This window comes from Pseudomonas sp. PsB, assembly GCF_043658375.1.
In the GTDB taxonomy this organism is placed as follows: domain Bacteria; phylum Pseudomonadota; class Gammaproteobacteria; order Pseudomonadales; family Pseudomonadaceae; genus Aquipseudomonas; species Aquipseudomonas putida_Z.
In genome coordinates this window covers 107,202-129,177 of the sequence record NZ_JBIGLU010000009.1, presented here as the reverse complement: position 1 = coordinate 129,177, position 21,976 = coordinate 107,202, and the positions used below count along the sequence as shown (strand labels likewise).

Below are 21,976 nucleotides of genomic sequence, written 5' to 3'. Positions count from 1 at the left end.
GCAACACAGCGCCTTCAGCTGACCCATGTCATCGCACCTTCTCGATTCTTGGCTAGTCTTAACTGTTGGCGGCCATCAATTGGCCGCCACCGTGACTACCAAGAGGCGCCGGCCATGTTCCGTGCGTCCACCACCTGATCAGGAGTGCACGATGGACCTGAACCGTCGGCAGTTCTTCAAGGTCGCCGCCGTCGGCCTTGGAGGCTCGAGCCTTGCGGCGTTGGGCATGGCCCCGACACCAGCATTCGCCGAGCAGGTGCGTCACTTCAAGCTGGCGCATACCAAAGAAACCCGTAACACATGCCCCTACTGCTCGGTCGGCTGCGGCCTGATCATGTACAGCCAGGGCGATGCGGGCAAGAACGTCAAACAGAACATCATCCATATCGAAGGTGACGCCGACCACCCGGTCAACCGCGGCACCCTCTGCCCGAAAGGCGCTGGCCTGCTGGACTTCATCCACAGCCCGAGCCGCCTGCAGTACCCCGAGGTACGCAAGCCGGGCAGCAAAGAGTGGGTGCGGGTCAGCTGGGACGAGGCGCTCGATCGCGTCGCCGACCTTATGAAGCAGGACCGCGACGCCAACTTCATCGAAAAGAACGCCCAGGGGCAAACGGTCAACCGCTGGCTCACCACCGGTTTTCTCGCTGCTTCCGCCGCCTCCAGCGAGGCTGGCTACCTGACCCACAAGGTCGTCCGCGCAACAGGCATGCTGGGGTTCGATAACCAGGCTCGTGTCTGACATGGCCCGACGGTGGCAAGTCTTGCCCCGACGTACGGCCGTGGCGCCATGACCAACCACTGGTCCGATATCGCCAACGCGAATCTGGTCCTGGTGATGGGTGGCAACGCAGCAGAAGCGCATCCGTGCGGCTTCAAGTGGGTGACCGAGGCCAAGGCGCACAACAAGGCGCGGCTGATCGTGGTCGACCCGCGGTTTACCCGTACCGCTTCGGTGGCGGACTACTACGCACCGATCCGTACCGGTACCGACATCGCCTTCATGGGCGGGCTGATCAATTACCTGCTGAGCAACGACAAGATCCAGCACGAGTACGTGCGCAACTACACCGACGTGTCGTTCATCGTCAAAGAGAACTATGGTTTCGAGGATGGCCTGTTCAGCGGCTACGACGAGGCCAAGCGCGTGTATGCCGACAAGTCCGGCTGGGGTTACGAGCTGGGTGAGGACGGTTTTGCCAAGGTCGACCCGACCCTGCAGCACCCGCGCTGCGTGTTCCAGCTGATGAAGCAGCACTACAGCCGCTATACCCCGGAACTGGCGAGCATGACCTGTGGCATGCCGCAGGACGCCATGTTGAAGATCTGGGAAGAGATCGCTACCTGCTCGGTACCGGGCAAGACCATGACGATCCTCTATGCGCTTGGCTGGACGCAGCACTCGATCGGCGCACAGATCATCCGCAGTGCGGCCATGGTGCAGTTGCTGTTGGGTAACGTCGGCATGCCGGGTGGCGGGGTCAACGCCTTGCGCGGGCACTCCAACATCCAGGGCCTGACCGACCTCGGCCTGCTGTCCAACTCGTTGCCGGGTTACCTGACCCTGGCCGGCGATGCCGAGCAGGACTATGCCGCCTATATCGACAAGCGCGCCTCCAAGCCACTGCGCCCTGGCCAACTGTCGTACTGGCAGAACTACGGCAAGTTCCATGTCAGCCTGATGAAGGCCTGGTACGGCGCCAATGCCACGGCGGAGAACAATTGGGGCTACGACTGGCTGCCCAAGCTCGACGTGCCGGCCTACGACGTGCTGCGCATGTTCGAGATGATGGGCCAGGGCAAGGTCAACGGCTACATGTGCCAGGGCTTCAACCCGATTGCCGCGCTGCCAGACAAGAACCGCGTCACCGCGGCCCTTGGCAAGCTCAAGTGGCTGGTGATCATGGACCCGCTGGCCACCGAGACCTCGGAGTTCTGGCGCAATGCCGGGCCGTTCAATGATGTAGACACGGCCAACATCCAGACCGAAGTGATCCGCCTGCCCACCACCTGCTTCGCCGAGGAAGACGGCTCGCTGGTCAACAGCAGCCGCTGGCTGCAGTGGCACTGGAAGGGCGCCGACGGCCCGGGCGAGACCCGCACCGACGTTCACATCATGAGCGAGCTGTTCCTGCGCCTGCGCCAACGCTACCAGGCCGAGGGCGGCGCCTACCCTGATGCGCTGATGAACATCAACTGGCCATACAAGGTCCCTGAAGAGCCATCCCCGGAGGAACTGGCCAAGGAAATGAACGGCTGGGCGGTGGCCGACGTCACCGACCCGACTGGCGCAGTGCTCAAGGCCGGCCAGCAACTGGCGGGCTTTGGCCAGCTCAAGGACGACGGCAGCACCGCGTCCGGCTGCTGGATCTTCGCCGGCAGCTGGACCGAGCAGGGTAACCAGATGGCTCGCCGTGATAACAGCGACCCGTACGGCATGCACCAGGTGCAGAACTGGGCCTGGGCCTGGCCGGCCAACCGCCGCATCCTCTACAACCGTGCCTCCAGCGACCCGCAAGGCAAGCCGTGGGACCCGGAGAAGAAGCGCCTGGTGTGGTGGAACGGCAAGGCCTGGACCGGCACCGACGTGCCCGACTTCAAGGTCGACTCGCCGCCTGAGGCGGGGATGAACCCGTTCATCATGAACCCCGAAGGCGTGGCGCGGTTCTTCGCCATCGACAAGATGGCCGAAGGCCCGTTCCCCGAGCACTACGAGCCGTTCGAGACGCCGATTGGCATCAACCCGCTGCACCCGCAGAACAAGAAGGCCACCAGCAACCCGGCCGGGCGGGTCTTCGACTCGGTGTGGGACAGCCTCGGCAAGCACGACGAGTTCCCATACGCGGCGACCACGTACCGGCTGACCGAGCACTTCCACTTCTGGAGCAAGCATTGCCGGCTCAACGCCATTGCCCAGCCCGAGCAGTTCGTCGAAATCGGCGAGGTGCTGGCCAACGAGAAAGGTATCAAGGCCGGTGACCGGGTGCGGGTGTCGAGCAAGCGCGGGCACATCGAGGCGGTGGCAGTGGTGACCAAGCGGATTCGCCCGCTCCAGGTCAACAACCAGACCGTGCACCAGATCGGCATCCCGCTGCACTGGGGCTTCACCGGGGCTACGCGGCATGGCTACCTGACCAACACCCTGGTGCCTTTCCTGGGTGACGGCAATACCCAGACGCCAGAGTCCAAGTCGTTCCTCGTCAAAGTGGAGAAACTCTGATGGCCAGCCAAGACATCATCGCCCGCTCGGCCACCACCACCGTACCGCCTTCGGTACGCCAGCAGCAGGAAGTCGCCAAGCTGATCGACACCACCAAGTGCATCGGCTGCAAGGCCTGCCAGGTGGCGTGTTCGGAGTGGAACGAACTGCGTGACGAGGTCGGCCACAACCACGGCACCTACGACAACCCCCAGGACCTCACCGCCGAGACCTGGACCCTGATGCGCTTCACCGAGCACGAGCGCGACGACGGCAACCTGGAGTGGCTGATTCGCAAGGACGGCTGCATGCACTGCGCCGAGCCAGGTTGCCTGAAGGCCTGCCCGAGCCCGGGGGCGATCATCAAGCACGCCAACGGCATCGTCGACTTCAACCAGGACCACTGCATCGGTTGTGGCTACTGCATCACCGGTTGCCCGTTCAACATCCCGCGCATCTCGCAGAAGGACCACAAGGCGTACAAGTGCACCCTGTGTTCCGACCGCGTGACCGTGGGCCTGGAGCCGGCCTGCGTGAAAACCTGCCCGACCGGGGCCATCGTGTTCGGCACCAAGGACGAGATGAAGGTGCATGCCGCCGAGCGCATCGTCGACCTCAAGTCGCGGGGTTACGACAAGGCCGGGCTGTACGACCCGGACGGCGTCGGCGGCACCCACGTGATGTATGTGCTGCACCATGCCGACACGCCGAAGCTGTACGCCGGCCTGCCGGACCAGCCGGTGATCAGCCCGCTGGTGGGGTTGTGGAAGGGCTTCACCAAGCCGCTGGCGCTGCTGGCCATGGGCGCGGCGGTGCTGGCCGGGTTCTTCCACTATGTGCGGGTCGGGCCACAGCGGGTGGAGGAGGACGAGCACCCGGCACCTGCGGATGAAAGCGTGCATCAGGTGGACCCGTCGGTCCATGTCTATGATCCGACCAAGCCCGGCGGGCAAGGGGAGCAGCGACCATGAACGACAACAAACCCATCCTGCGCTACAACGCCAACGAGCGCAGCAACCACTGGGTCGTCGCGATCCTGTTCGTCCTGGCTGGTCTGTCGGGGCTGGCGCTGTTCCATCCGGCGCTGTTCTGGCTCAGCAACCTGTTCGGCGGTGGGCCGTGGACACGTATCCTGCACCCCTTCATCGGGGTGGCGATGTTCGTGTTCTTCCTCGGTCTGGTGCTGCGTTTCTGGCGGGCCAACTTCATCACTGCCAACGACCGCCTGTGGCTGCGCCGCGTGGACCGGGTGATGCTCAACAAGGAGGAGGGTGTGCCACCGATCGGCAAGTACAACGCCGGGCAGAAGCTGTTGTTCTGGACTCTGCTGGTGTGCATGCTGGTTCTGCTGGTCAGCGGCGTGGTGATCTGGCGCGCATACTTCAGCCATTTGTTCGGCATCGAGGTCATTCGGCTGTCCGCTCTGCTCCACGCCCTGGCGGCGTTCGTGCTGATCCTCAGCATCATCGTGCACATCTACGCCGGCATCTGGATCAAGGGCTCGATCGGCGCCATGCTGCGTGGCTGGGTCAGCCGCGCCTGGGCGCGCAAGCACCATGAGTTGTGGTACCGCGAAGTGACCGGTGACAAGACGCCGGGCAATCACGGACGAAAAGAAGGATGAGCGCTTGAGCACGATACTCGAACCCGGGCAGATCGAAGCGTCGGCAGTGATGCCGCCGTTTCTGCACCTGCCCCCTGCCAACCTGTTCGAACTGCGCGCCGCGCGCCTGGAGCAACTGGCCGAGGGCAATGCCCTTGGCGAATACCTGAAGCTGGTGGCTCGTTTGTGCCGTATCCAGCAGCAGCTTGTGGATAACCCGCCCGCTGGCATGCCGGTGGCCGAGGAGCGTCAGCGCCTGTGCATAAGTCATGGTTTGCCGCCATTGGCGGCGGACAGCCTGGTGCGTGAGGGGCCGTGGCTGGTCTGGTTGCAGGCCTTGCTTGAGCACCTCGACGCGGACACCAGCGGTCCGTTGGGGGAGGCGCTGCAAGCCCTGCGCAGCAGTGACGACCATCAACGCAAGGGTTGGGGCATCGCCTTGCTCGCCGGCCAGTACGATGCCGTGCCTGCGGCACTGGTGCCGTTCATTGGCGCGGCCTTGCAGGCGGCCTGGTCCAGCTGGTTGCTGGCGCTGCCCGCGCCAGAGCTCAAGCCCGCCGGCAGCCTGGCCCAGTGCCCGGCCTGCGGTTCGCCGGCGATGGCTGGGGTGGTGCGCAACCGCGGCAAGCACAATGGCCTGCGCTACCTGGCTTGTTCGCTGTGTGCCTGCGAATGGCATGTGGTGCGGGTCAAATGCGTGTACTGCGAGTCGAGCAAGGACCTGCGCTATACCAGCCTTGACGATGACCGCCATGCGCCGGGCAAGGCGCCGCTACGGGCAGAGTGCTGCCCGGAGTGCGAGAGCTACCTGAAGCAGAACTACCTGGAAAACGATGCGGCGGCCGAGCCGCTGGCCGATGACCTGGCCAGCCTGGCACTGGACATTCGCCTGGACGAGGAGGGCTTCCATCGGTTGGCACCGAACCTGATGCTCGCACCCGGGTAATGGAGAGTGTCTACACTGTAAGACCGAGTCGCCTTCTTCGCGGGTAAACCCGCTCCCACAGGGCCCGGGCAGCTTTTGAGGCTTGCGCGGCCCTTGTAGGAGCGGGTTTACCCGCGAAGAGGCCAGTACAGACAACGGATCAGTCCAAGGTAGTACCGCATGTCCTCCAGCCTAGCCAGCGACACCCCACGCCTGCCCTCCATCGACACCCTTTTGCGCCACTCAGCCTGCCTCCCGCTGATCGACCGCCACGGTCGCGACGCGGTCCTCGCCACCCTGCGGCAACTGCTCGACGACCTGCGCGACCCCGCCCGCACCGGCCAGCTCAGTGCCGCCGAACTGGCCGCTGAAGTCCTGCTGGGCCGCTCTGGCGAACGCTTGGCCACCCAGCAACGCAGCCAGGTCCGCCGTGTGTTCAACCTCACCGGCACCGTGTTGCACACCAACCTCGGCCGCGCCTTGTTGCCAGAGGAGGCCATCGAGGCCATGCAGACCGCCGCCCGCTACCCGCTCAACCTGGAATTCGACCTGGCCACCGGCAAGCGCGGCGACCGTGACGACCTGATCGAAGGCCTGATCCGCGAGCTGACCGGCGCCGAAGCCGTCACCGTGGTCAACAACAACGCCGCCGCCGTGCTGCTGGCGCTCAACAGCCTGGGCGCGCGCAAGGAGGGGATCATCTCCCGCGGTGAACTGATCGAGATCGGCGGTGCCTTCCGCATCCCAGACATCATGGCTCGCGCCGGTGTGAAGCTGCACGAAGTCGGCACCACCAACCGCACCCACGCCCGTGACTACGAGGCCGCCATCAGCCCACGTACCGGCCTGCTGATGCGGGTGCATTGCAGCAACTACAGCATCCAGGGCTTCACTACCCAGGTGCCCACCGGCGAGCTGGCGCGCATCGCCCACCAACATGAATTGCCTCTACTTGAAGACCTTGGCAGCGGCAGCCTGCTTGACCTTACCCGCTGGGGCCTGCCCGCCGAGCCGACCGTGCGCCAGGCCCTGGCAGATGGCGCCGATATCGTCACCTTCAGCGGCGACAAACTGCTGGGCGGGCCGCAAGCCGGAATCATCGTCGGGCGCAAGGAGCTGATCGCCAGGATCAAGAAGAACCCGCTCAAGCGCGCGCTGCGTGTCGACAAGATCACCCTGGCCGCACTCGAAGCGGTGCTGGCGCTGTACCGCAACCCCGACCGCCTGGCCGAGCGCCTGCCCAGTCTGCGCCTGCTGACCCGCAGCCAGGCCGAAATCCAGACCCAGGCCGAGCGCCTGGCGCCAGAGCTCAAGGCCCGCCTCGGCGAACAATGGGCGGTCAGCGTGGAACCGGCGTTGGGCATGATTGGCAGTGGCAGCCAACCGGTGGCCCGCCTGCCGAGCGCGGCGTTGTGCCTGCGCCCGCAGGTGTCGAAGAAGCTGCGCGGGCGCAGCCTGCATGTGCTGGAGCGGGCCTTGCGTGACCTGCCGGTGCCTGTGCTCGGCCGTATCGCCGATGACGCACTGTGGCTGGACCTGCGCCAGCTGGATGACGAAGCCCAGTGGCTGGCGCAGTTGCCCGCCCTGCAATTGGGGCCGGTACAGTGATCGTTGGTACCGCCGGCCACATCGACCACGGCAAGACCGCATTGCTCCAGGCCCTGACCGGCCAGGCCGGTGACCATCGCCAGGAGGAGCGCGCCCGTGGCATGACCATCGACCTTGGCTACCGCTATGCGGCGTTGACCGAGGGGGCAGCACTGACCGGCTTCATCGATGTACCGGGCCATGAGCGCTTTATCCACAACATGCTGGCCGGCGCCCACGGCATCGACCTGGTGCTGTTGGTGGTGGCGGCCGACGACGGGGTGATGCCACAAACCCGAGAGCACCTGGCGATCATCGAGCTGCTGGGCATCCCCCAGGCCCTGGTGGCGATCAGCAAATGTGACCGGGTAGAGCCGACCCGCCTGGTCGAAGTGCAGGCACAGGTCAGCGAGCTTCTGGCGCCGGGCCCGTATGCTGGTGCACGGCAGTTTCCGTTGTCGAGTGTGACCGGCGAAGGTATCGATGCCCTGCGCCAGGCGTTGCTGGCCGCGCAACAGCGCGTGCGCCAGCGCAGCGTGCGTGGCGGTTTCCGTCTGGCCGTCGACCGCGCCTTCGCCGTTACCGGTGCGGGTGTGGTGGTCACGGGCACGGCGGTGGCTGGGCGGGTCAGTGCCGGCGACACTTTGTTGCTGGGCAAGGCCGGCAAACCGGTGCGGGTGCGTGGCCTGCATGCGCAGAACCAGGCCGCGCTGGTGGCCGAGGCGGGACAGCGGGTGGCACTGAACATCGCTGCCGAACGGCTGGCGGTGGAGCAGGTGCGCCGGGGTGACTGGCTAGTGCCCGAGTGGCTGCATGCGCCCAGCGTGCGGGTGGATATCGAGCTGAACCTGTTGCCGGGCGAGACCCGTACCTTCGAACATTTCAGCGCTGTGCACGTGCACCTCGGCACCCAGGACGTAACCGCCCGGGTGGCCTTGCTCGAAGGTGAAACCCTGGTGGCGGGCCAGCGCATGTTCGCCCAGTTGCTGCTCAACGCGCCGCTGCAGGCGGTACACGGCGACCGTCTGGTACTGCGCGACCAGCGTGCCCAACGCACCCTGGGGGGCGGCAAGGTGCTCGACCCGTTCGCGCCAAGCCGTCAGCGCCGCAGCGATGAGCGCCTGCGCCAATTGCAGGTGCTGCGTGATGCCGAGGACCTGGAGCAGGCCTTGCCGGCACTGCTCGCCAGCGCACCAGGGGGTATCGACCCACAGCGTCTGGAGCGGCAGTTCAATCGCCTGCGCGAAACCTGGCAGTTGCCGGAAGATGTGCTGGTGGTGGCCACGCGGCAGGGCCAACTGCTGTTTGCCAGTGCCCGGTGGCAGGCGCTCAAGCGCCAAGTGCTGGAGCAGCTGGCGCGGTTCCATGAACAGGAGCCCGACCAGCTCGGCCCGGACCGCGACCGCCTGCGCCGCTTTGCTGCCTTGCCGCTGGAGCGGCCCGCTTTTGTCAGCCTGCTGGATGAGTTGCTCGAGGACGGCGCCATTGCCAGCAGCGGGCCTTGGCTGCACCTGCCCGATCACAAGGTGCAGCTGAGCGAAGCCGACAGTGCGTTATGGGCAAATCTGCAACCGAAGTTGCTGGCGGGGCAATACGATCCGCCCTGGGTCAGGACGCTGGCGAGCGAGGAAAATTGTGCCGAAGCCGATGTGCGCCTGTTGCTGCGCAAGCTGGCCCGGCTGGGCCTGGTGCACCAGGTGGTGCGCGACCTGTTCTACCCCGAGGCGACGCTACAGCGCATGGCAGAGCTGCTGCTGGGGCAGGCCAGTGAAACGCCGATAGTGCAGGTTGCCGCGTTTCGCGATATGTTGGGCATCGGTCGCAAGCGCAGTGTGCAGATTCTGGAGTACTTCGACCGCATCGGCTTGACCCGGAGGGTGGCCGATCAGCGTCACATTCGCGCCGACAGCGCCCTGGCCCAGCAGCAGGCCAGGCACTGAGTTCAAGGAAGGCAATCGCGCCCGGTGGCGCGGCCGGGCTTCAAACCCGGTTGGGGACGGCAGCCGTTCCCGGGCAGGTTCGACTCCCGCTGCCTTCCGCCAATCATTTGTACAGGGGCTGCGTTGCAGCCCATCGCGACACAAGGCCGCTCCTACACAGGACTGCGCCGTACCTGTAGGAGCGGCCTTGTGTCGCGACGGGGCGCGAAGCGGCCCCAGTCGATCAGGCCCGTTCCCCACACAGATCCAGGGCAAACCACCGCTCCGCCGTGTCGACATCCAGCCCGGCCCCCAGCAACGCAACCATCTTGGCCAGCGCCGCCTCCCGGGTCATGCCACCGCCACTGACCAGCCCGGCCCCGCGCAAGCGGTTACCCGCCGCATAGGTATCGAACACCACCGCCCCCTCAGGGCACTGGCTGATAGCCGCCAGCATCACGCCCCGCTGGCGTGCCGCGCTCAGCACATCCAGCAACGCCTGGTCATCCGACGGCCCGGTACCGCTGCCGTAGCACTCCAGCAGCAACCCCTGCACGCCGCTGCCCAGCAGTGCCTGCAAGTGCCCGGCCTGCAGGCCCGGGAACACCGGCACTACTGCCAGGTTGACCGGCTGGCGCGGGTGCTTGTAGCCAAGTTCGGCTGGGATCGCCGTGGCGCGTTCACCGTCACGATGACGCGGCAGCGCGACGAAGGCATCGAACGCCTCGCTGCGCAGCTTCGACGCCCGGCAGCCATGCAGCAGCTGCCCATGGAAGTACAATTGCACGCCATCTTCCAGCCCCTGTTCGAACTGGCGCAGTGCGCCGCACAGGTTGTCCCAGGCGTCGCTGTCCGCGGTACCCGCCGGCAGCATCGAGCCGGTCAGCAGCACCGGCACCGGCAGGCCCAGCAGCAGGAACGACAATGCCGCAGCGCTGTAGGCCAGGCTGTCGGTGCCATGCAGCACCAGCACGCCATCATGGCCAGCCACCTCTACCGCTGCGACGATGGCATCGCGCATCGCCAGCCAGTTGTGCTGTTGCATGTTGGCGCTGTCGAGCAGCGGGTTCAGTTCCTGCAGGGTCCATTGCACCTGGGGCGCATCGGCCAACTGGGCGAAGTGTTCACGCATCCGCGCTTCGAAACCACCGGCCGGCGCCAGGCCTTCCGGTGTTTCGAGCATGCCGATGGTGCCACCGGTATAGAGAACGAGAAGATTCTTTACTGCACGCATGGAAAGCATCCGTAGCGATGAGCGGAGAAAGAAAAGCCGCCCGCGGACGGGGCGGCTGGGCAGGAGAGGATATCAGCGCTGCGTCTGAGCTTGGCCGACTGCTTTGTCAGTGGCTGTTTCCGCCTGCGGATTGGCAGGCCAGGCATTGCGGTCCAGGTCCAGGTCGGTGAACTTGGCCGAGTCGAACACTGGCTGGTCGACGCCCGCCTTGCGCTGGTCGTCGTAGTCGCGCATCACCCGCAGGCCGACCTTGAACAGCAGGGCCAAGGCCACCAGGTTGACGAAGGCCAGGCAGGTCATGGTGATGTCGGCGAAGGCGAACACGGTCGACAGGTCTTGCATCGAACCCCATACCACCAGCGCCAGCACCAGGCCACGGAACACCATCAGTACCACGCGGTTGCGGCTGAGGAACTGCAGGCTGTTTTCGCCCAGGTAGTAGTTGTAGAGGATGCAGGTGAAGACGAACAGCGACAGCGCCACGCTGACGAACACGCGGCCCCAGTCACCGACCACGGCGGCCAGCGAGTTCTGGGTCAGGACGATGCCGTCACCTTCGAAGCCCGGGGTGTAGAAGCCCGACAACAGGATCAGCAACGCGGTGCAGGTGCAGATCACGAAGGTGTCGAGGAACACGCTGAAGGCCTGGACAACGCCCTGGGCACCAGGGTGTTTCACGGCGGCCACGGCGGCGACGTTCGGCGCACTGCCCAGGCCCGCTTCGTTGGCGAACACACCACGCTTCACGCCCATGACGATGGCGCTGCCGAGCAGGCCGCCGAATGCCGGGTCGAGGCCGAAGGCGCTCTTGAAGATAGTTTCCAGCATGGCTGGCACGTGCTCGATCTGGGTACCGATCACGTACAGGGTCACGCCGATGTAGGCCAGGGTCTTGACCGGTACCAGCAGGTCGGACACCGCGGCGATGCGCTTGATGCCGCCGATGAAGGTGATGGCCAGCAGCACGGCGAGGACGATGCCGGTGTGCTTGGGGTCGAAGGCAAAGGCGTTCTGCAGCGAGTGGGTCACGGTGTACGACTGCAGGCCGATGAAGGCGAAGCCGTAGGTGACCAGCAGCAGGATCGAGAACACGATGGCCATGCTTTTCAGCTTGAGGCCGTGCTGGATGTAGTAGGCCGGGCCACCACGGTACAGGCCGTCGCCATCGGCGCGCTTGTAGACCTGGGCCAGGGTGCATTCGAAGAAGCTGCTGGACATGCCCACCAGTGCGGTGACCCACATCCAGAACACAGCGCCCGGTCCACCCAGTGTCACGGCAATGCCGACACCGGCGATGTTACCGGCGCCCACGCGGCCGGCCAGGCTCAGCATCAGGGCCTGGAACGAGCTCAGCTGGCCTGCCTGGCCACGCAGCGATTCTTTGAACACACCGAACATGTGGCCAAAATGGCGGAACTGGACGAACCGGGAACGGATGGTGAAGTAGCTACCCAGCCCTACGATCAGCACAATGAGAAGTTTCCCCGAGAGGAAATCGTTGAGTACTTCGAGCATTGGAAAATGACCTCGATTCTTATTGTTCGTGTGGAAAGATCAGCGGACGGCAGGCGCACCGCTATTCGTGGGGCGCATGGTTGGCTATGACAAGAGCGGTTACAATTTCGCGGCTTGCTCTGATTTGGTGCAACTTGATGCTACAATTGCGCCATTCGCGTCACCTGAGTCCCGAGTCATGAGCGATCATTTCGCTACCAACCTCAAACTGGCCTGCAGCCACTACCGCTCTATCTCCGAAGTTTGCCGCCAGCTGTCGATCAACCGCGCGCAGTTCAACAAGTACCTGAGCGGGCAGAGCCGCCCGACGGCCTACAACCTCAAGCGCATCGGCGATTTCTTCGGGGTCGAAGATTACGAATTGCATTTGCCACCCGAGCAGTTCAGCCGCCTGATCGGTGCTCGCGTGTCGACCCCGGCCGAGCAGCCTGGCGACCCGATCAGTGATCTGTTCCGTCCGTTGCACGCCCATGCGGGGAACCTGTCGCGCTATTGCGGTTACTACCTGGAATATTCCAACTGCATGTCGGTTCCGGGCACGGTCCTGGTGTCATTGGTTCACCTGTGGGAGGAGCGCGGGCAGTTCCTTTTCGAACGCCAGGAACGCCAGGAGCGTTCAAGCGCCACCAACCCCCATGCCGAGGTGCGTTGTCGCTATCTGGGAGCGGCGTTCCAGTTGCAGGACCGGATGTTCCTGGTCGATTACGAGTCGCTGACGTTCAACGAGATGAGCCAGACTATCCTCATCCCCAGTTTCAAAAGCCGCATTACCCGCCTCAACGGCCTGAAGGCCGGCGTCTCCAGCGGCGACCGGCGCAACCCGGCCTGCACTCGGGTGGTATGGGACTACCTGGGAGAGGAGATCAATCGCATAAATGTCTACCGGCAGGTAAAACTGTACCAGCCGGATGATCCCCGCATAGATGACGATGTACGTGAGCGCCTCAGCGTGGGGCCGTTGCGTAACAGTCTGTTCGAAATCGAGTGATGCTTTTTTCAGAGAACAAGTTGATGTAACCACTCGCCGACAGGGTTGCCTGGGTCGAGCAGCAACTTGATTGCCATGATGCAGCAAACACAGACCAGCAATGGCTTGATCAGCCGTGGGCCAAAGTGCACTGCGCAGCGTGCGCCCAATTGAGCCCCCACAAAAGCCGCGAACGCCATTGCCAGCGCCAGTGGCCAGATGATCGCCCCGCTGAGTGAAAAGACTGACAATGCGCCCAGGTTACAGGCAGCGTTCAAAAGCTTGCTGGTGCACACGGCTTGTATCAAGTGCTGGCCCAGGAGGATCACGCAGGCCAGCATGAAGAACGAGCCGACACCAGGGCCGAAGATACCGTCATAAAAGCCAATGATCGGTGCAACCGCCACGCAGAACAGGCTGGTCGATATCTTTGCCTTGCGCGCTTGTTCATTCGGCTTTGGGCTGAAGGCAAAGTAAGCGGCTATCAGAATCAGCAGTGGTGGGACGCACGCCTGCAGAACGCTTTTGGGCACGTAAGTTATCGACAAGGCACCCAACGCCCCTCCGATAAATGACATGACAGCCATTGGACTGCCTCGTCTCCAGTCGATCATGCCTTTGCGGGCAAAGGCGCACGTAGCCGAAACCGTAGCCGAAGCCGCCTGGAACTTGTTGGTGGCAATTGCCGCCAAGGGTTCGATACCGGCAATGAACAACACCGGGAGTGTGATCAGGCCACCACCACCGGCGATGGCATCGAAAAAGCCGGCCATCAGTGCCACCAGTGCGAGTGTCAGAACAAGCGTTACGTCGAATTCGATCATGGGGTGTTTTCCTGTGATCAGCCACGCACGAGCAGCGGGTCTTCAGCGAGCACCAACGGTACTGCGAAGGGGGAGTATCCGAATTGACGGATGAGCAGCCGCCGGTTGTCCTGCCTTGCAAAGGTTATGGCCTTGCTTTGCTCCGGGCTGAACTCCAGGTATGCAACTTCCGAACGAGGCATTGAACGTTCCCTGTACTTGTTTTTGTAAAGCTCCCCGGCTGGCAAGTGGGGAAGTCAACTATTCAATGCAGTTGTGCTGTTGCGTGGAAGTCAGCTCGTTCCTGGTGTGTCGTAGGAGATTTCTGCCTATGGTGGTATTGAACTGTGGAACTTTGGAATCAATACCGCCTGTGGCATCGAACGGGTCCGGTGTTGGACTTCCCGGGCAGGAAACCGCAAAATGGCCCCTTTCCTTCAATCAACCTCTCCGGATCTGCTGACTCTATGCGTATGCGCCTAATGCTGTTGGGTGGTGGCAATGCCCTCGGGCAAGCGCTGATTCGTCTTGGGGCCGAGGAGGACATCGCATTCCTGGCGCCGCGCCCGCCCGAGAACGGCTGGACGCCGGCCAGCCTCACCCAGCTGCTCGACGATCATCGTCCCGATGCCCTGGTCAACCTGGCCTATTACTTCGACTGGTTCCAGGCCGAGTCGGTCAGTGAGCAGCGCCTGGCCCAGCAGGAGCGGGCTGTGGAGCGGTTGGCGGAGCTGTGCCAGCACCACCAGATCACCTTGGTGCAGCCTTCCAGCTACCGCGTGTTCGATGGTTCGCGGGCCACGGCCTACAGCGAAAAGGACGAGCCGGTACCGCTCGGCCTGCGTGGCCAGGCCCTGTGGCGCATCGAGCAGAGCGTACGCGCGGCTTGCCCGCAGCACGTGCTGTTGCGCTTTGGTTGGCTACTCGACGAAAGCATCGACGGGGCGCTGGGGCGCTTCCTGACCCGCGCCGAGCAACCACAGGAACTGCTGCTGGCCGATGACCGGCGTGGCAACCCGACGCCGGTCGACGACGCCGCCCGGGTGATCCTGTCGGTGCTCAAGCAACTCGATTGCAGTGCGCCGCTGTGGGGCACCTACCATTACGCCGGCAACGAGGCGACCACGCCGCTGGCGCTGGGCCAGGCGATCCTTACCGAAGCAGGCCAGTACCGCCAGCTGGCCGTGCAGGCGCCGACGCCGCAGGCCCATGCCGCACGGCCGGATGCCAGCGAAGAGCCGCAGCACGCGGTACTGGCCTGCAAGAAAATCCTTCATACCTTCGGCATCAAGCCGCGCGCCTGGCGCGCCGGCCTGCCGCCTCTACTGGACCGGTTCTACCGCCATGGCTGACGCCCCCATCCTGATCACCGGCGGTGCCGGCTTCATTGGCTCTCACCTGTGCGATGCGTTGTTGGACAAAGGCTACGCCGTACGCATTCTCGACGACTTTTCCACAGGCCAGCGGGGCAACCTGCAGGTCGGCCACCCACGCCTGGAACTGGTTGAAGGCGATGTTGCCGATGCCGGTCTGGTCACGCAGGTTGCGGCTGGCTGCAGTGCCGTGGTGCACCTGGCAGCGGTGGCCTCGGTGCAGGCCTCGGTCGAGGACCCGGTGCGGACCCACCAGAGCAATTTCATCGGCACCCTCAACGTGTGCGAAGCCATGCGCGTGCATGGGCTGCGCCGGGTGCTGTTCGCCTCCAGTGCGGCGGTGTATGGCAACAATGGTGAAGGCGAGTCGATTGCCGAAGACACCCCCAAGGCGCCGCTGACCCCGTATGCCGTGGACAAGCTGGCCAGTGAGCAGTACCTGGACTTCTACCGTCGCCAGCATGGCCTGGAGCCGGTGGTGTTCCGCTTCTTCAATATCTTCGGGCCGCGCCAGGACCCATCCTCGCCGTACTCCGGGGTGATCAGCATCTTCTCCGAGCGTGCTGTGAAGGGTTTGCCGATTACGGTGTTCGGTGATGGCGAGCAGACCCGGGACTTCCTCTACGTGGGCGACCTGGTGCAGGTGATGGTGCAGGCGCTGGAGCAGCCGCAGGTCGAAGAGGGGGCGGTGAATATCGGCCTCAACCAGGCCACGTCGCTCAACCAGTTGCTGGCAGCGCTTGAGAAGGTGGTGGGTAGCTTGCCGGCGGTCAGCTATGTGGCGGCACGTTCGGGTGACATTCGCCATTCGCGGGCGGATAACCAGCGCTTGTTGGCGCGGTTCGAGTTTCCGCAGGCAACGCCGATGGTCGAGGGCTTGTCGCGGCTTCTGGGCAAGGGCTGAAATTCTTGGGGGCGCTTTGCGCCCCTATCGCGACACAAGGCCGCTCCTACAGCGACCGCGCCAGGCCGAGGTTGCGCGGTCGCTGTAGGAGCGGCCTTGTGTCGCGATGGGCTGCGCAGCAGCCCCAGAATCACTCATGCCGCACCACTTTTCGCAGGCAATCCCCTGCCGCCAGCACCCGCCCGTCCCGGGCCCGCACCTGCAGTGTTTCCAGCGCCTGCCCCGTATCACCATCCACCAACTCTGAACGCACCTCGCCCGCCTCGAACAGAAACCGCTCCCCCCACTGCCTCAAGCCAACCACCACCGGGAACACCGATCGCCCTTTCTCGGTCAGCACATACTCCTTGTAGGCACTGCCATCCGACGCCGGCTGCAGCGTCAGCAGCCCGCTTTCCACCAGCCACTTAAGCCGTGAGGCGAGGATGTTCTTCGCCAGCCCCAGGTTCTTCTGGAATTCACTGAAGCGCCGCAGGCCATCGAAGGCGTCGCGCAGGATCATCAGCGCCCAACGGTCTCCCAGCACCTCCAGGGCCCGGGCGACGGGGCATTGCGTATTGTTTTCATCGAGCATGGACGGGGCCTTTCGTGATCATCTGGTTGCAGATTAAAACCACATTTGCTAAATAGCCAGCATGTGGTTTCAATTCGAAACCAAATTGACGAGGCCAGCCCGATGAACCCTGCACTGACACGCTGGATAACCCTACTGCTGGCCATCACCAGCGCCATGGCCGTGGCGACTGTGTATTTCGCCCAGCCTCTGCTCGAGTCGATGGCCGCTGACCTAGGCGTGGCGCAGCAGCAGATCGGTTGGGCAGTGGGCGCGACCCAGGCGGGCTATGCCCTGGGGTTGTTGCTGATCGTGCCGCTGGGTGACCTGATCGACCGCAAGCGCCTGTTGCTCGGGCAGTTGCTGTTCTCGGCCCTGGCGCTGGTTGGGGTAGGCATGGCACCCAACTGGGCGCTATTGCTGCTGGCCCTGGCCATCACCGGGCTGATGGCGGTCATGGTGCAGGTGATGGTGGCGCATGCAGCGAGCCTTGCCGCCCCCGGCCAGCAAGGGCAGGCCGTGGGCACCGTCACCAGCGGCATAGTGCTGGGCATTCTGCTGGCGCGGCTGGTCTCGGGCGGGCTTGCCGACCTGGCTGGCTGGCGCAGCGTGTACCTGATTGCCGCAGGGCTGTTGATGCTGCTGGCCCTGGTGCTGTGGCGCAGCCTGCCCGCGGGGCAACCGGTGTCGCTGCGGTCTGGCTACCGGGCGCTGATCGTTGCCCAGTTCAGGCTGTACCGGCACGACCGGCTGCTGCGTCAGCGCGGGCTGTTCGGCGTGTTGATCTTCGCTGCGTTCAGCGTGCTCTGGAGTGCCATGGTCATGCCCTGAGTGCCGAGCCACTGGCGCTGAGCCATACCGAGGTCGGTCTGTTCGGCCTGGCGGGTGTTGCCGGCACATTGGCGGCAGCGCGCGCCGGTCGCCTGGCCGACCAGGGGCTGGGGGGGCGCACCACCGGTCTGGCGCTGGTTCTGCTGGTGCTGTCATGGCTGCCCACGGCCTTCGTCGGGCATTCACTGATGGCCTTCGGGTTGGGTGTGCTGATGCTGGACTTTGCCGTGCAGGCGGTGCATGTCACCAACCAGAGCCTGCTGCTGGCCGGGCGTGGTGCAATGGCCAGCCGGTTGATCGGCGCCTACATGTGCTGCTATTCGCTTGGCAGTGGAGTGGGGGCAGTGCTGGCGAGCTGGGTGTATGCCCATTGGGGTTGGGCAGCGGTGTGTGGGCTTGGGATGGGCATCAGCGCGGTGGCGCTGGGGTACTGGCTATTGCTGCAACGCGCGAGGGCGGCCGAAGCCGCCCTGCAGTGTTCAGGTCAGAACTTGTAACCAAGGCCGACCATGTACACCCACGGGTCGACATCGACGTCGACCTTGGTCTTGCTGTAGCCCAGTGCGCTCGGGCCGTTGACGCTGGCCTTGGTGTCGATGTCGACGTACCAGACCGATGCGTTGACCAGCAAGTTGTCGGTGATCATGTAGTCCATGCCCAGCTGACCGGCGATGCCGACCGAGTCTTGCAGCTTCAGGTTGCTGAAGCCCTGCTGCTTGCGTGCACTACTGAGGTCTTCGTCGAAGAACAGGGTGTAGTTGATGCCGACGCCGGCATACGGCTGGAACTTGGAAGTCGGTTCCATCGGGTAGTACTGCAACGACAGGGTCGGTGGCAGCTGCTTGATGTCGGCGAGCTTGCCGTCCAGGCCGCCGCCCAGGCCTTTGACGCCGACGGTGTGCTTGAACGGGGTGGCAGCCAGCAGCTCGAGGCCGATGTGGTCGGTGAGCATATAGGCGAAGGTCAGGCCCAGTTGGGTGTCGCTGTCCAGAGTCGCCTTGGTGCCCGAGACTTTGTTGCCGTCGAATTTCAGGTCGCCGCTGCTTTCGTTGGGAGCTGTGGTAATGGCACCTGCGCGGACGATGATATCGCCTGCCTGGTGGGCGTGGGCGACAGGGGCAGCGAGCGCCAGGGCCGCGAGGGCGGCGCTGAGCAAGGACTTGTTCATGGAAGCTCCCAGAGGACGTGAGTAATCGAGTAGTCCAATGGTACGGATGCCGTTAAACAGAAAGTTTGACCCAGCTCAAAGAAGCGTCGTCACGAATTCGAAACAGTTCTCATCTCAGCTCATAAGCGTATATTTTCTCGGCTTCCATCTGGTAGCCGGCATCGGCCAGTTCGCTGCTGGAGGCTCTAACCTGCAGCTTTCCCTCGATCCAGTAGGGCTGGTAGAGGTCTTCTACGCGCACGCCCATTTCGCTGAAGATGTGCACGATCTGGTTCGAGGGTGGTGGTGGCACGTGGATGCACGCGCCGTAGTAGGGGACCAGCAGGAATTCGGTGGTGCGGCCTTCTTCGCTCACCTCCAGCGGCACGATGTAGCCGGGCAGTTTGATCTGCTGGCCGTCGAGGCTTTTTACCACCGGGGCGTCGGGTGCCTGCTGGCGCGCCGGTGGGGCGGACTCGGCGGACAGGGCATTGCTGAGCTGCGACATGTCGTGCAGCGGCGCGAGTTGGGGCGGGATGACCGGGGCGCCTTCGGGGATGAGGGCGGGCCAGTCAAGTTCGCGGGGTTCCGAGGCCCACAGAGGCATCGCTACTGTCAGCAGCAGGATCAGCAGCGTATGCAGTGCTGGCCTCTTCGCGGGCATGCCCGCTCCCACAGGGTTCACCACAGGCTTCGAACCTTGTGAAAGCCCTGTGGGAGCGGGCGCGCCCGCGAAGAAGGCAGTGAGGTATTGGATCATTGCACGCCCTCAGAGGTGAATGGACAAGCCATCGGCCAACGACTGCCGATAGGCCCGCCACGCCGGCACGCTGCCCATCAACAGCGCAGCTCCCAGGATGATAGCCAGCAACGTCCATTCATGAGCGCTCGGCATGGCCAGCGGCAAATACAAACCATAGTTGGCTTGCACATACCCCTGCGCCAGGGCGATTCCCGCATACAGCAAGCCAAGCCCGGCAGCGATCCCGATCGCCGCCAGCGACAGTGCCTCCAGCACCAGAAGCCCTGCGATATGCCACGGCCTGGCGCCAACCGAGCGCAATATCGCCATCTCCCTACGGCGTTCGTTGAGGCTGGTGAGAATCGCCGTAAGCATGCCGATCAGGCCGGTCAGCACCACGAACAGCGACACCACGAACAACGCCTGCTCCGCGGTGCCCATCAGGCTCCACAGCTCCTGCAGGGCTACCCCGGGCAGGATCGCCAGCAACGGCTCGCTGCGGTATTCATTGATCTCCCGCTGCAGGCTGAATGTCGCGATCTTGCTGTTCAGGCCGAGCATGAACGCAGTGATGGCGGCAGGCTGCAGGTCCATGGTCCGTGCCTGCTCGGCGCTGATACGCCCGGCGCCACGGGCCGGCACACCGTTGTGCCAGTCGATGTGGATGGCTTCCATGCCGCCCAGGCTGATATGCAGCGTGCGGTCGACCGGCGTACCGGTGCGCTTGAGCACACCGACCACGGTGAACGGTTTGTCATCGTGCTTGACCAGGCTGATCGCGGCCACGCCGTGGGCAAGCACCAGCTTGTCGCCCAGCTTGTAGTGCAACGCCTCGGCCACTTCGGCACCCAGCACTACCTCGAACGGATCATCGGCAAACGCGCGGCCCTGGTTCAATTCCAGGTGCTGGCGGCGGCCGTACTGGTAATGGCTGAAGTAGTCGCCGGTAGTGCCCATCACTCGATAACCACGGTGCGAGTCGCCCAGCGAGATGGGGATGGCCCATTTCACCCGCGGGTCCTTGGCGTAGTGCTCATAGCTGTCCCAACGGATGTTGTTGGTGGCGTTGCCGATGCGGAACACCGAGTACAGCAGCAGGTTCACCGAGCCGGAGCGGGCGCCGACGATCAGGTCGGTACCGCTGATGGTGCTGGCGAAACTGGCCCGGGCCTCGGTACGGACCCGTTCCACGGCCAGCAGCAGGCACACCGACAGGGCGATGGCGAAGGCGGTGAGGAATGCGGTGAAGCGGCGGTTGGCCAGGCTGGCCAGGGCAAGGCGGAGCAGGTACATCAGGCCTCCCGGGGCTTGGCGGCACGGTTGAGTTCGGCCAGCGACAGGTGGCGGTCGAACAGCGGCGCCAGGCTCTGGTCGTGGCTGACGAACAGCAGGCTGGCACCGGCGGCGCGGCATTCATCGAACAGCAGGCGGATGAACGCTTCGCGGGTGTCGGCATCCAGCGCCGAGGTCGGTTCGTCGGCGATCACCAGTTCGGGTTGGCCGATCAGTGCGCGGGCGGCAGCGACCCGTTGCTGCTGGCCGATCGACAGGCTGTCGGCGCGGCGGGCGAGCAGGGTGGGGTCGTCCAGGCCCAGGTGGGCCAGCAGCGTGCCGGCTGCCTGGTCGACACTGCCATGGCGCTGCTCGGCGCGGGCCTTGCGGCTGCGCGAGAAGCGGCAGGGCAGCTCGACGTTTTCGCGTACCGAGAGGAACGGCAGCAGGTTGAACTGCTGGAAGATATAACCGGTGTGGTCGACCCGGAAGCGGTCACGGGCGCCTTGGCCCAGGCGGCCGAGGTCCTGGCCGAGCAATTGGATGCGGCCCTGGCCCGGTACGTTCACCCCGCCCAGCAGGCCCAGCAATGTGGTCTTGCCACTGCCGCTGGGGCCCTTGAGAAACAGGGCCTCGCCAACCTCCAGGCGGAATGCCGGAATATCCAGCAGCGCTGGCTGGCCGGGCCAGGCGAACACCAGGTCATGCAGTTCGATCAACGGCTGGCGCATTCAGAACGCGACCGCGGCCTTGGCCGGTGTGGTTTCCACGCCTTTCTGGCCATTGGGGCCGATCAGTTGAACGGTGATTTTCTGGGTAGCCGGGAATGCCTTGAACAGCGGAGCGAGGTCCACCTGCGTCAATTTGTCGGGGTTGGCGCAGGTCAGCTGGTAATGGGCGCCGATGTCGCTGTGCTGGTGCTCGTGCTCGTCACCATCGTCGTCGGCTTTCGGGGCATCACCGAACAGCGGGCTTTCCAGTTCCTGCTGGTCTTCCTTGCAGCCAGCGGCAGCGGGCAGGCCGAACAGCTTCAGTGGCTGCCCCAGCTGCTGGCGCACAGCCGCGACCTTGGCCTTGTCGGCGTCGCTGTTGGCGGCGTGTTCGAAGCCGACCAGGTTCATTGCCGGGCTGTCCAGCTCCAGCTCCAGGGTGTTGCCATCGAGCACGGCGTTGAGCTTGGCCACGCCATGCTCGTGGGCGCCGAGGGTGCCGTGGGCGTGGTCGTGATCATGGTCATCATCGTGGGCTTGGGCCACGGCCAGGGGCAGCAGGGCGAAGGGCAGGGCGAGCAACAGGCGACGCATGGACGACTCCGGAGCGGGCGGGAAGATTGGGTTATGTTATAACAACTTTTCCGGATGCTGCCAGCCTGCGTGGCGCAGGTTTCATGTTGGGGTAGGAT

The 21,976-nt window shown here is 64.3% G+C and carries 19 protein-coding genes, 1 tRNA gene and 1 pseudogene; 11 read left to right on the top strand and 10 right to left on the bottom strand.

The features are described from left to right. The first annotated feature begins 151 nt into the window (after nucleotides 1-151). The 7 genes from fdnG to ACGLHT_RS13930 all read left to right on the top strand — a co-directional run bounded on the left by fdnG (nucleotide 152) and on the right by ACGLHT_RS13930 (nucleotide 9,356). Nucleotides 152-3,220: a formate dehydrogenase-N subunit alpha gene (gene fdnG, locus ACGLHT_RS13960; RefSeq protein WP_137162867.1), complete on the top strand. Its 3,069-nt coding sequence runs from the start codon at nucleotides 152-154 to the stop codon at nucleotides 3,218-3,220. After that, on the top strand, nucleotides 3,220-4,170 hold the full coding sequence (fdxH, locus tag ACGLHT_RS13955; RefSeq protein ID WP_025337500.1) for a formate dehydrogenase subunit beta: 951 nt from the start codon (nucleotides 3,220-3,222) through the stop codon (nucleotides 4,168-4,170). Before fdnG ends, fdxH begins: the two co-directional genes overlap by 1 nt. Next, nucleotides 4,167-4,823 (top strand): formate dehydrogenase subunit gamma, encoded by a 657-nt coding sequence (locus tag ACGLHT_RS13950; RefSeq protein WP_274120402.1) that lies wholly within the window; start codon nucleotides 4,167-4,169, stop codon nucleotides 4,821-4,823. The genes fdxH and ACGLHT_RS13950 overlap by 4 nt, the downstream gene beginning before the upstream one ends. 4 nt (nucleotides 4,824-4,827) lie before the next feature. Then, nucleotides 4,828-5,748, top strand: coding sequence for a formate dehydrogenase accessory protein FdhE (fdhE, locus tag ACGLHT_RS13945; RefSeq protein ID WP_274120401.1), 921 nt, complete (start codon nucleotides 4,828-4,830; stop codon nucleotides 5,746-5,748). Between the two features lie 159 nt (nucleotides 5,749-5,907). Then, the gene (selA, locus tag ACGLHT_RS13940) at nucleotides 5,908-7,335 is read left to right on the top strand and encodes an L-seryl-tRNA(Sec) selenium transferase (RefSeq protein WP_274120400.1); all 1,428 of its coding nucleotides are present in this window, start codon (nucleotides 5,908-5,910) and stop codon (nucleotides 7,333-7,335) included. Then, the gene (selB, locus tag ACGLHT_RS13935) at nucleotides 7,332-9,254 is read left to right on the top strand and encodes a selenocysteine-specific translation elongation factor (RefSeq protein ID WP_274120399.1); all 1,923 of its coding nucleotides are present in this window, start codon (nucleotides 7,332-7,334) and stop codon (nucleotides 9,252-9,254) included. The genes selA and selB overlap by 4 nt, the downstream gene beginning before the upstream one ends. A 6-nt stretch (nucleotides 9,255-9,260) precedes the next feature. Then, nucleotides 9,261-9,356: transfer RNA gene (locus ACGLHT_RS13930), tRNA-Sec, on the top strand. A 121-nt stretch (nucleotides 9,357-9,477) separates the two neighbouring features. Here ACGLHT_RS13930 and ACGLHT_RS13925 read toward each other — a convergent pair. Continuing rightward, nucleotides 9,478-10,467 (bottom strand): asparaginase, encoded by a 990-nt coding sequence (locus tag ACGLHT_RS13925; RefSeq protein WP_394519545.1) that lies wholly within the window; start codon nucleotides 10,465-10,467, stop codon nucleotides 9,478-9,480. Between the two features lie 72 nt (nucleotides 10,468-10,539). After that, nucleotides 10,540-11,982, bottom strand: a complete 1,443-nt coding sequence (locus ACGLHT_RS13920) for a sodium:alanine symporter family protein (protein ID WP_025337506.1) — start codon at nucleotides 11,980-11,982, stop codon at nucleotides 10,540-10,542. A 178-nt stretch (nucleotides 11,983-12,160) separates the two neighbouring features. Here ACGLHT_RS13920 and ACGLHT_RS13915 point away from each other — a divergent pair, with 178 nt between their 5' ends. Then, nucleotides 12,161-12,970 carry a helix-turn-helix transcriptional regulator gene (locus tag ACGLHT_RS13915; RefSeq protein ID WP_025337507.1) on the top strand — a complete coding sequence of 270 codons (810 nt, stop codon included), beginning with the start codon at nucleotides 12,161-12,163 and terminating at the stop codon, nucleotides 12,968-12,970. Between the two features lie 8 nt (nucleotides 12,971-12,978). On the opposite strand, the gene ACGLHT_RS13910 is transcribed toward ACGLHT_RS13915, so the two are convergent. Together ACGLHT_RS13910 and ACGLHT_RS13905 are read right to left on the bottom strand one after the other, a co-directional pair. Next, entirely contained in the window at nucleotides 12,979-13,773 is a 795-nt protein-coding gene (locus ACGLHT_RS13910) for a TSUP family transporter (protein ID WP_274120397.1), read from the bottom strand. Nucleotides 13,774-13,790: 17 nt separating this feature from the next. Beyond that, nucleotides 13,791-13,955, bottom strand: coding sequence for a hypothetical protein (locus ACGLHT_RS13905; RefSeq protein ID WP_274120405.1), 165 nt, complete (start codon nucleotides 13,953-13,955; stop codon nucleotides 13,791-13,793). A gap of 264 nt (nucleotides 13,956-14,219) precedes the next feature. On the opposite strand from ACGLHT_RS13905, the gene ACGLHT_RS13900 reads away from it, so the two are divergent. Further along, nucleotides 14,220-15,104: a sugar nucleotide-binding protein gene (locus ACGLHT_RS13900; protein ID WP_038407862.1), complete on the top strand. Its 885-nt coding sequence runs from the start codon at nucleotides 14,220-14,222 to the stop codon at nucleotides 15,102-15,104. After that, on the top strand, nucleotides 15,097-16,029 hold the full coding sequence (locus ACGLHT_RS13895) for an NAD-dependent epimerase/dehydratase family protein (RefSeq protein ID WP_025337510.1): 933 nt from the start codon (nucleotides 15,097-15,099) through the stop codon (nucleotides 16,027-16,029). Before ACGLHT_RS13900 ends, ACGLHT_RS13895 begins: the two co-directional genes overlap by 8 nt. A gap of 130 nt (nucleotides 16,030-16,159) precedes the next feature. Here the strand turns inward: ACGLHT_RS13895 and ACGLHT_RS13890 are convergent, their stop codons facing one another. Further along, nucleotides 16,160-16,603: a helix-turn-helix domain-containing protein gene (locus ACGLHT_RS13890; RefSeq protein WP_085617788.1), complete on the bottom strand. Its 444-nt coding sequence runs from the start codon at nucleotides 16,601-16,603 to the stop codon at nucleotides 16,160-16,162. Between the two features lie 102 nt (nucleotides 16,604-16,705). Between ACGLHT_RS13890 and ACGLHT_RS13885 the strand changes: the two are divergent. Next, nucleotides 16,706-17,910: pseudogene (locus ACGLHT_RS13885) on the top strand (MFS transporter). Here the strand turns inward: ACGLHT_RS13885 and ACGLHT_RS13880 are convergent. The 5 genes from ACGLHT_RS13880 to ACGLHT_RS13860 all read right to left on the bottom strand — a co-directional run bounded on the left by ACGLHT_RS13880 (nucleotide 17,898) and on the right by ACGLHT_RS13860 (nucleotide 21,878). Continuing rightward, a complete protein-coding gene (locus tag ACGLHT_RS13880; protein WP_046615944.1) occupies nucleotides 17,898-18,581 on the bottom strand; it encodes an OmpW family protein in 684 nt (227 codons plus the stop codon). The pseudogene ACGLHT_RS13885 and the gene ACGLHT_RS13880 sit on opposite strands and share 13 nt — an antisense overlap. 109 nt (nucleotides 18,582-18,690) lie before the next feature. After that, the gene (locus ACGLHT_RS13875) at nucleotides 18,691-19,203 is read right to left on the bottom strand and encodes a DUF3299 domain-containing protein (protein WP_025337514.1); all 513 of its coding nucleotides are present in this window, start codon (nucleotides 19,201-19,203) and stop codon (nucleotides 18,691-18,693) included. Between the two features lie 126 nt (nucleotides 19,204-19,329). Next, on the bottom strand, nucleotides 19,330-20,595 hold the full coding sequence (locus ACGLHT_RS13870; protein ID WP_137162873.1) for an ABC transporter permease: 1,266 nt from the start codon (nucleotides 20,593-20,595) through the stop codon (nucleotides 19,330-19,332). After that, entirely contained in the window at nucleotides 20,595-21,305 is a 711-nt protein-coding gene (locus ACGLHT_RS13865; RefSeq protein ID WP_137162874.1) for an ABC transporter ATP-binding protein, read from the bottom strand. The genes ACGLHT_RS13870 and ACGLHT_RS13865 overlap by 1 nt, the downstream gene beginning before the upstream one ends. Beyond that, a complete protein-coding gene (locus tag ACGLHT_RS13860; protein ID WP_137162875.1) occupies nucleotides 21,306-21,878 on the bottom strand; it encodes a DUF2796 domain-containing protein in 573 nt (190 codons plus the stop codon). Nucleotides 21,879-21,976 lie beyond the last annotated feature (98 nt).

Coding starts and splice junctions, on each gene's coding strand:
- ACGLHT_RS13910 (WP_274120397.1), bottom strand. CDS start 13,773: ATGATCGAATTCGACGTAACGCTTGTTCTGACACTCGCACTGGTGGCA.
- ACGLHT_RS13865 (WP_137162874.1), bottom strand. CDS start 21,305: ATGCGCCAGCCGTTGATCGAACTGCATGACCTGGTGTTCGCCTGGCCC.
- ACGLHT_RS13925 (WP_394519545.1), bottom strand. CDS start 10,467: ATGCGTGCAGTAAAGAATCTTCTCGTTCTCTATACCGGTGGCACCATC.
- ACGLHT_RS13880 (WP_046615944.1), bottom strand. CDS start 18,581: ATGAACAAGTCCTTGCTCAGCGCCGCCCTCGCGGCCCTGGCGCTCGCT.
- selA (WP_274120400.1), top strand. CDS start 5,908: ATGTCCTCCAGCCTAGCCAGCGACACCCCACGCCTGCCCTCCATCGAC.
- ACGLHT_RS13950 (WP_274120402.1), top strand. CDS start 4,167: ATGAACGACAACAAACCCATCCTGCGCTACAACGCCAACGAGCGCAGC.
- ACGLHT_RS13915 (WP_025337507.1), top strand. CDS start 12,161: ATGAGCGATCATTTCGCTACCAACCTCAAACTGGCCTGCAGCCACTAC.
- ACGLHT_RS13860 (WP_137162875.1), bottom strand. CDS start 21,878: ATGCGTCGCCTGTTGCTCGCCCTGCCCTTCGCCCTGCTGCCCCTGGCC.
- fdxH (WP_025337500.1), top strand. CDS start 3,220: ATGGCCAGCCAAGACATCATCGCCCGCTCGGCCACCACCACCGTACCG.
- ACGLHT_RS13905 (WP_274120405.1), bottom strand. CDS start 13,955: ATGCCTCGTTCGGAAGTTGCATACCTGGAGTTCAGCCCGGAGCAAAGC.
- ACGLHT_RS13895 (WP_025337510.1), top strand. CDS start 15,097: ATGGCTGACGCCCCCATCCTGATCACCGGCGGTGCCGGCTTCATTGGC.
- ACGLHT_RS13870 (WP_137162873.1), bottom strand. CDS start 20,595: ATGTACCTGCTCCGCCTTGCCCTGGCCAGCCTGGCCAACCGCCGCTTC.
- ACGLHT_RS13890 (WP_085617788.1), bottom strand. CDS start 16,603: ATGCTCGATGAAAACAATACGCAATGCCCCGTCGCCCGGGCCCTGGAG.
- ACGLHT_RS13920 (WP_025337506.1), bottom strand. CDS start 11,982: ATGCTCGAAGTACTCAACGATTTCCTCTCGGGGAAACTTCTCATTGTG.
- ACGLHT_RS13900 (WP_038407862.1), top strand. CDS start 14,220: ATGCGTATGCGCCTAATGCTGTTGGGTGGTGGCAATGCCCTCGGGCAA.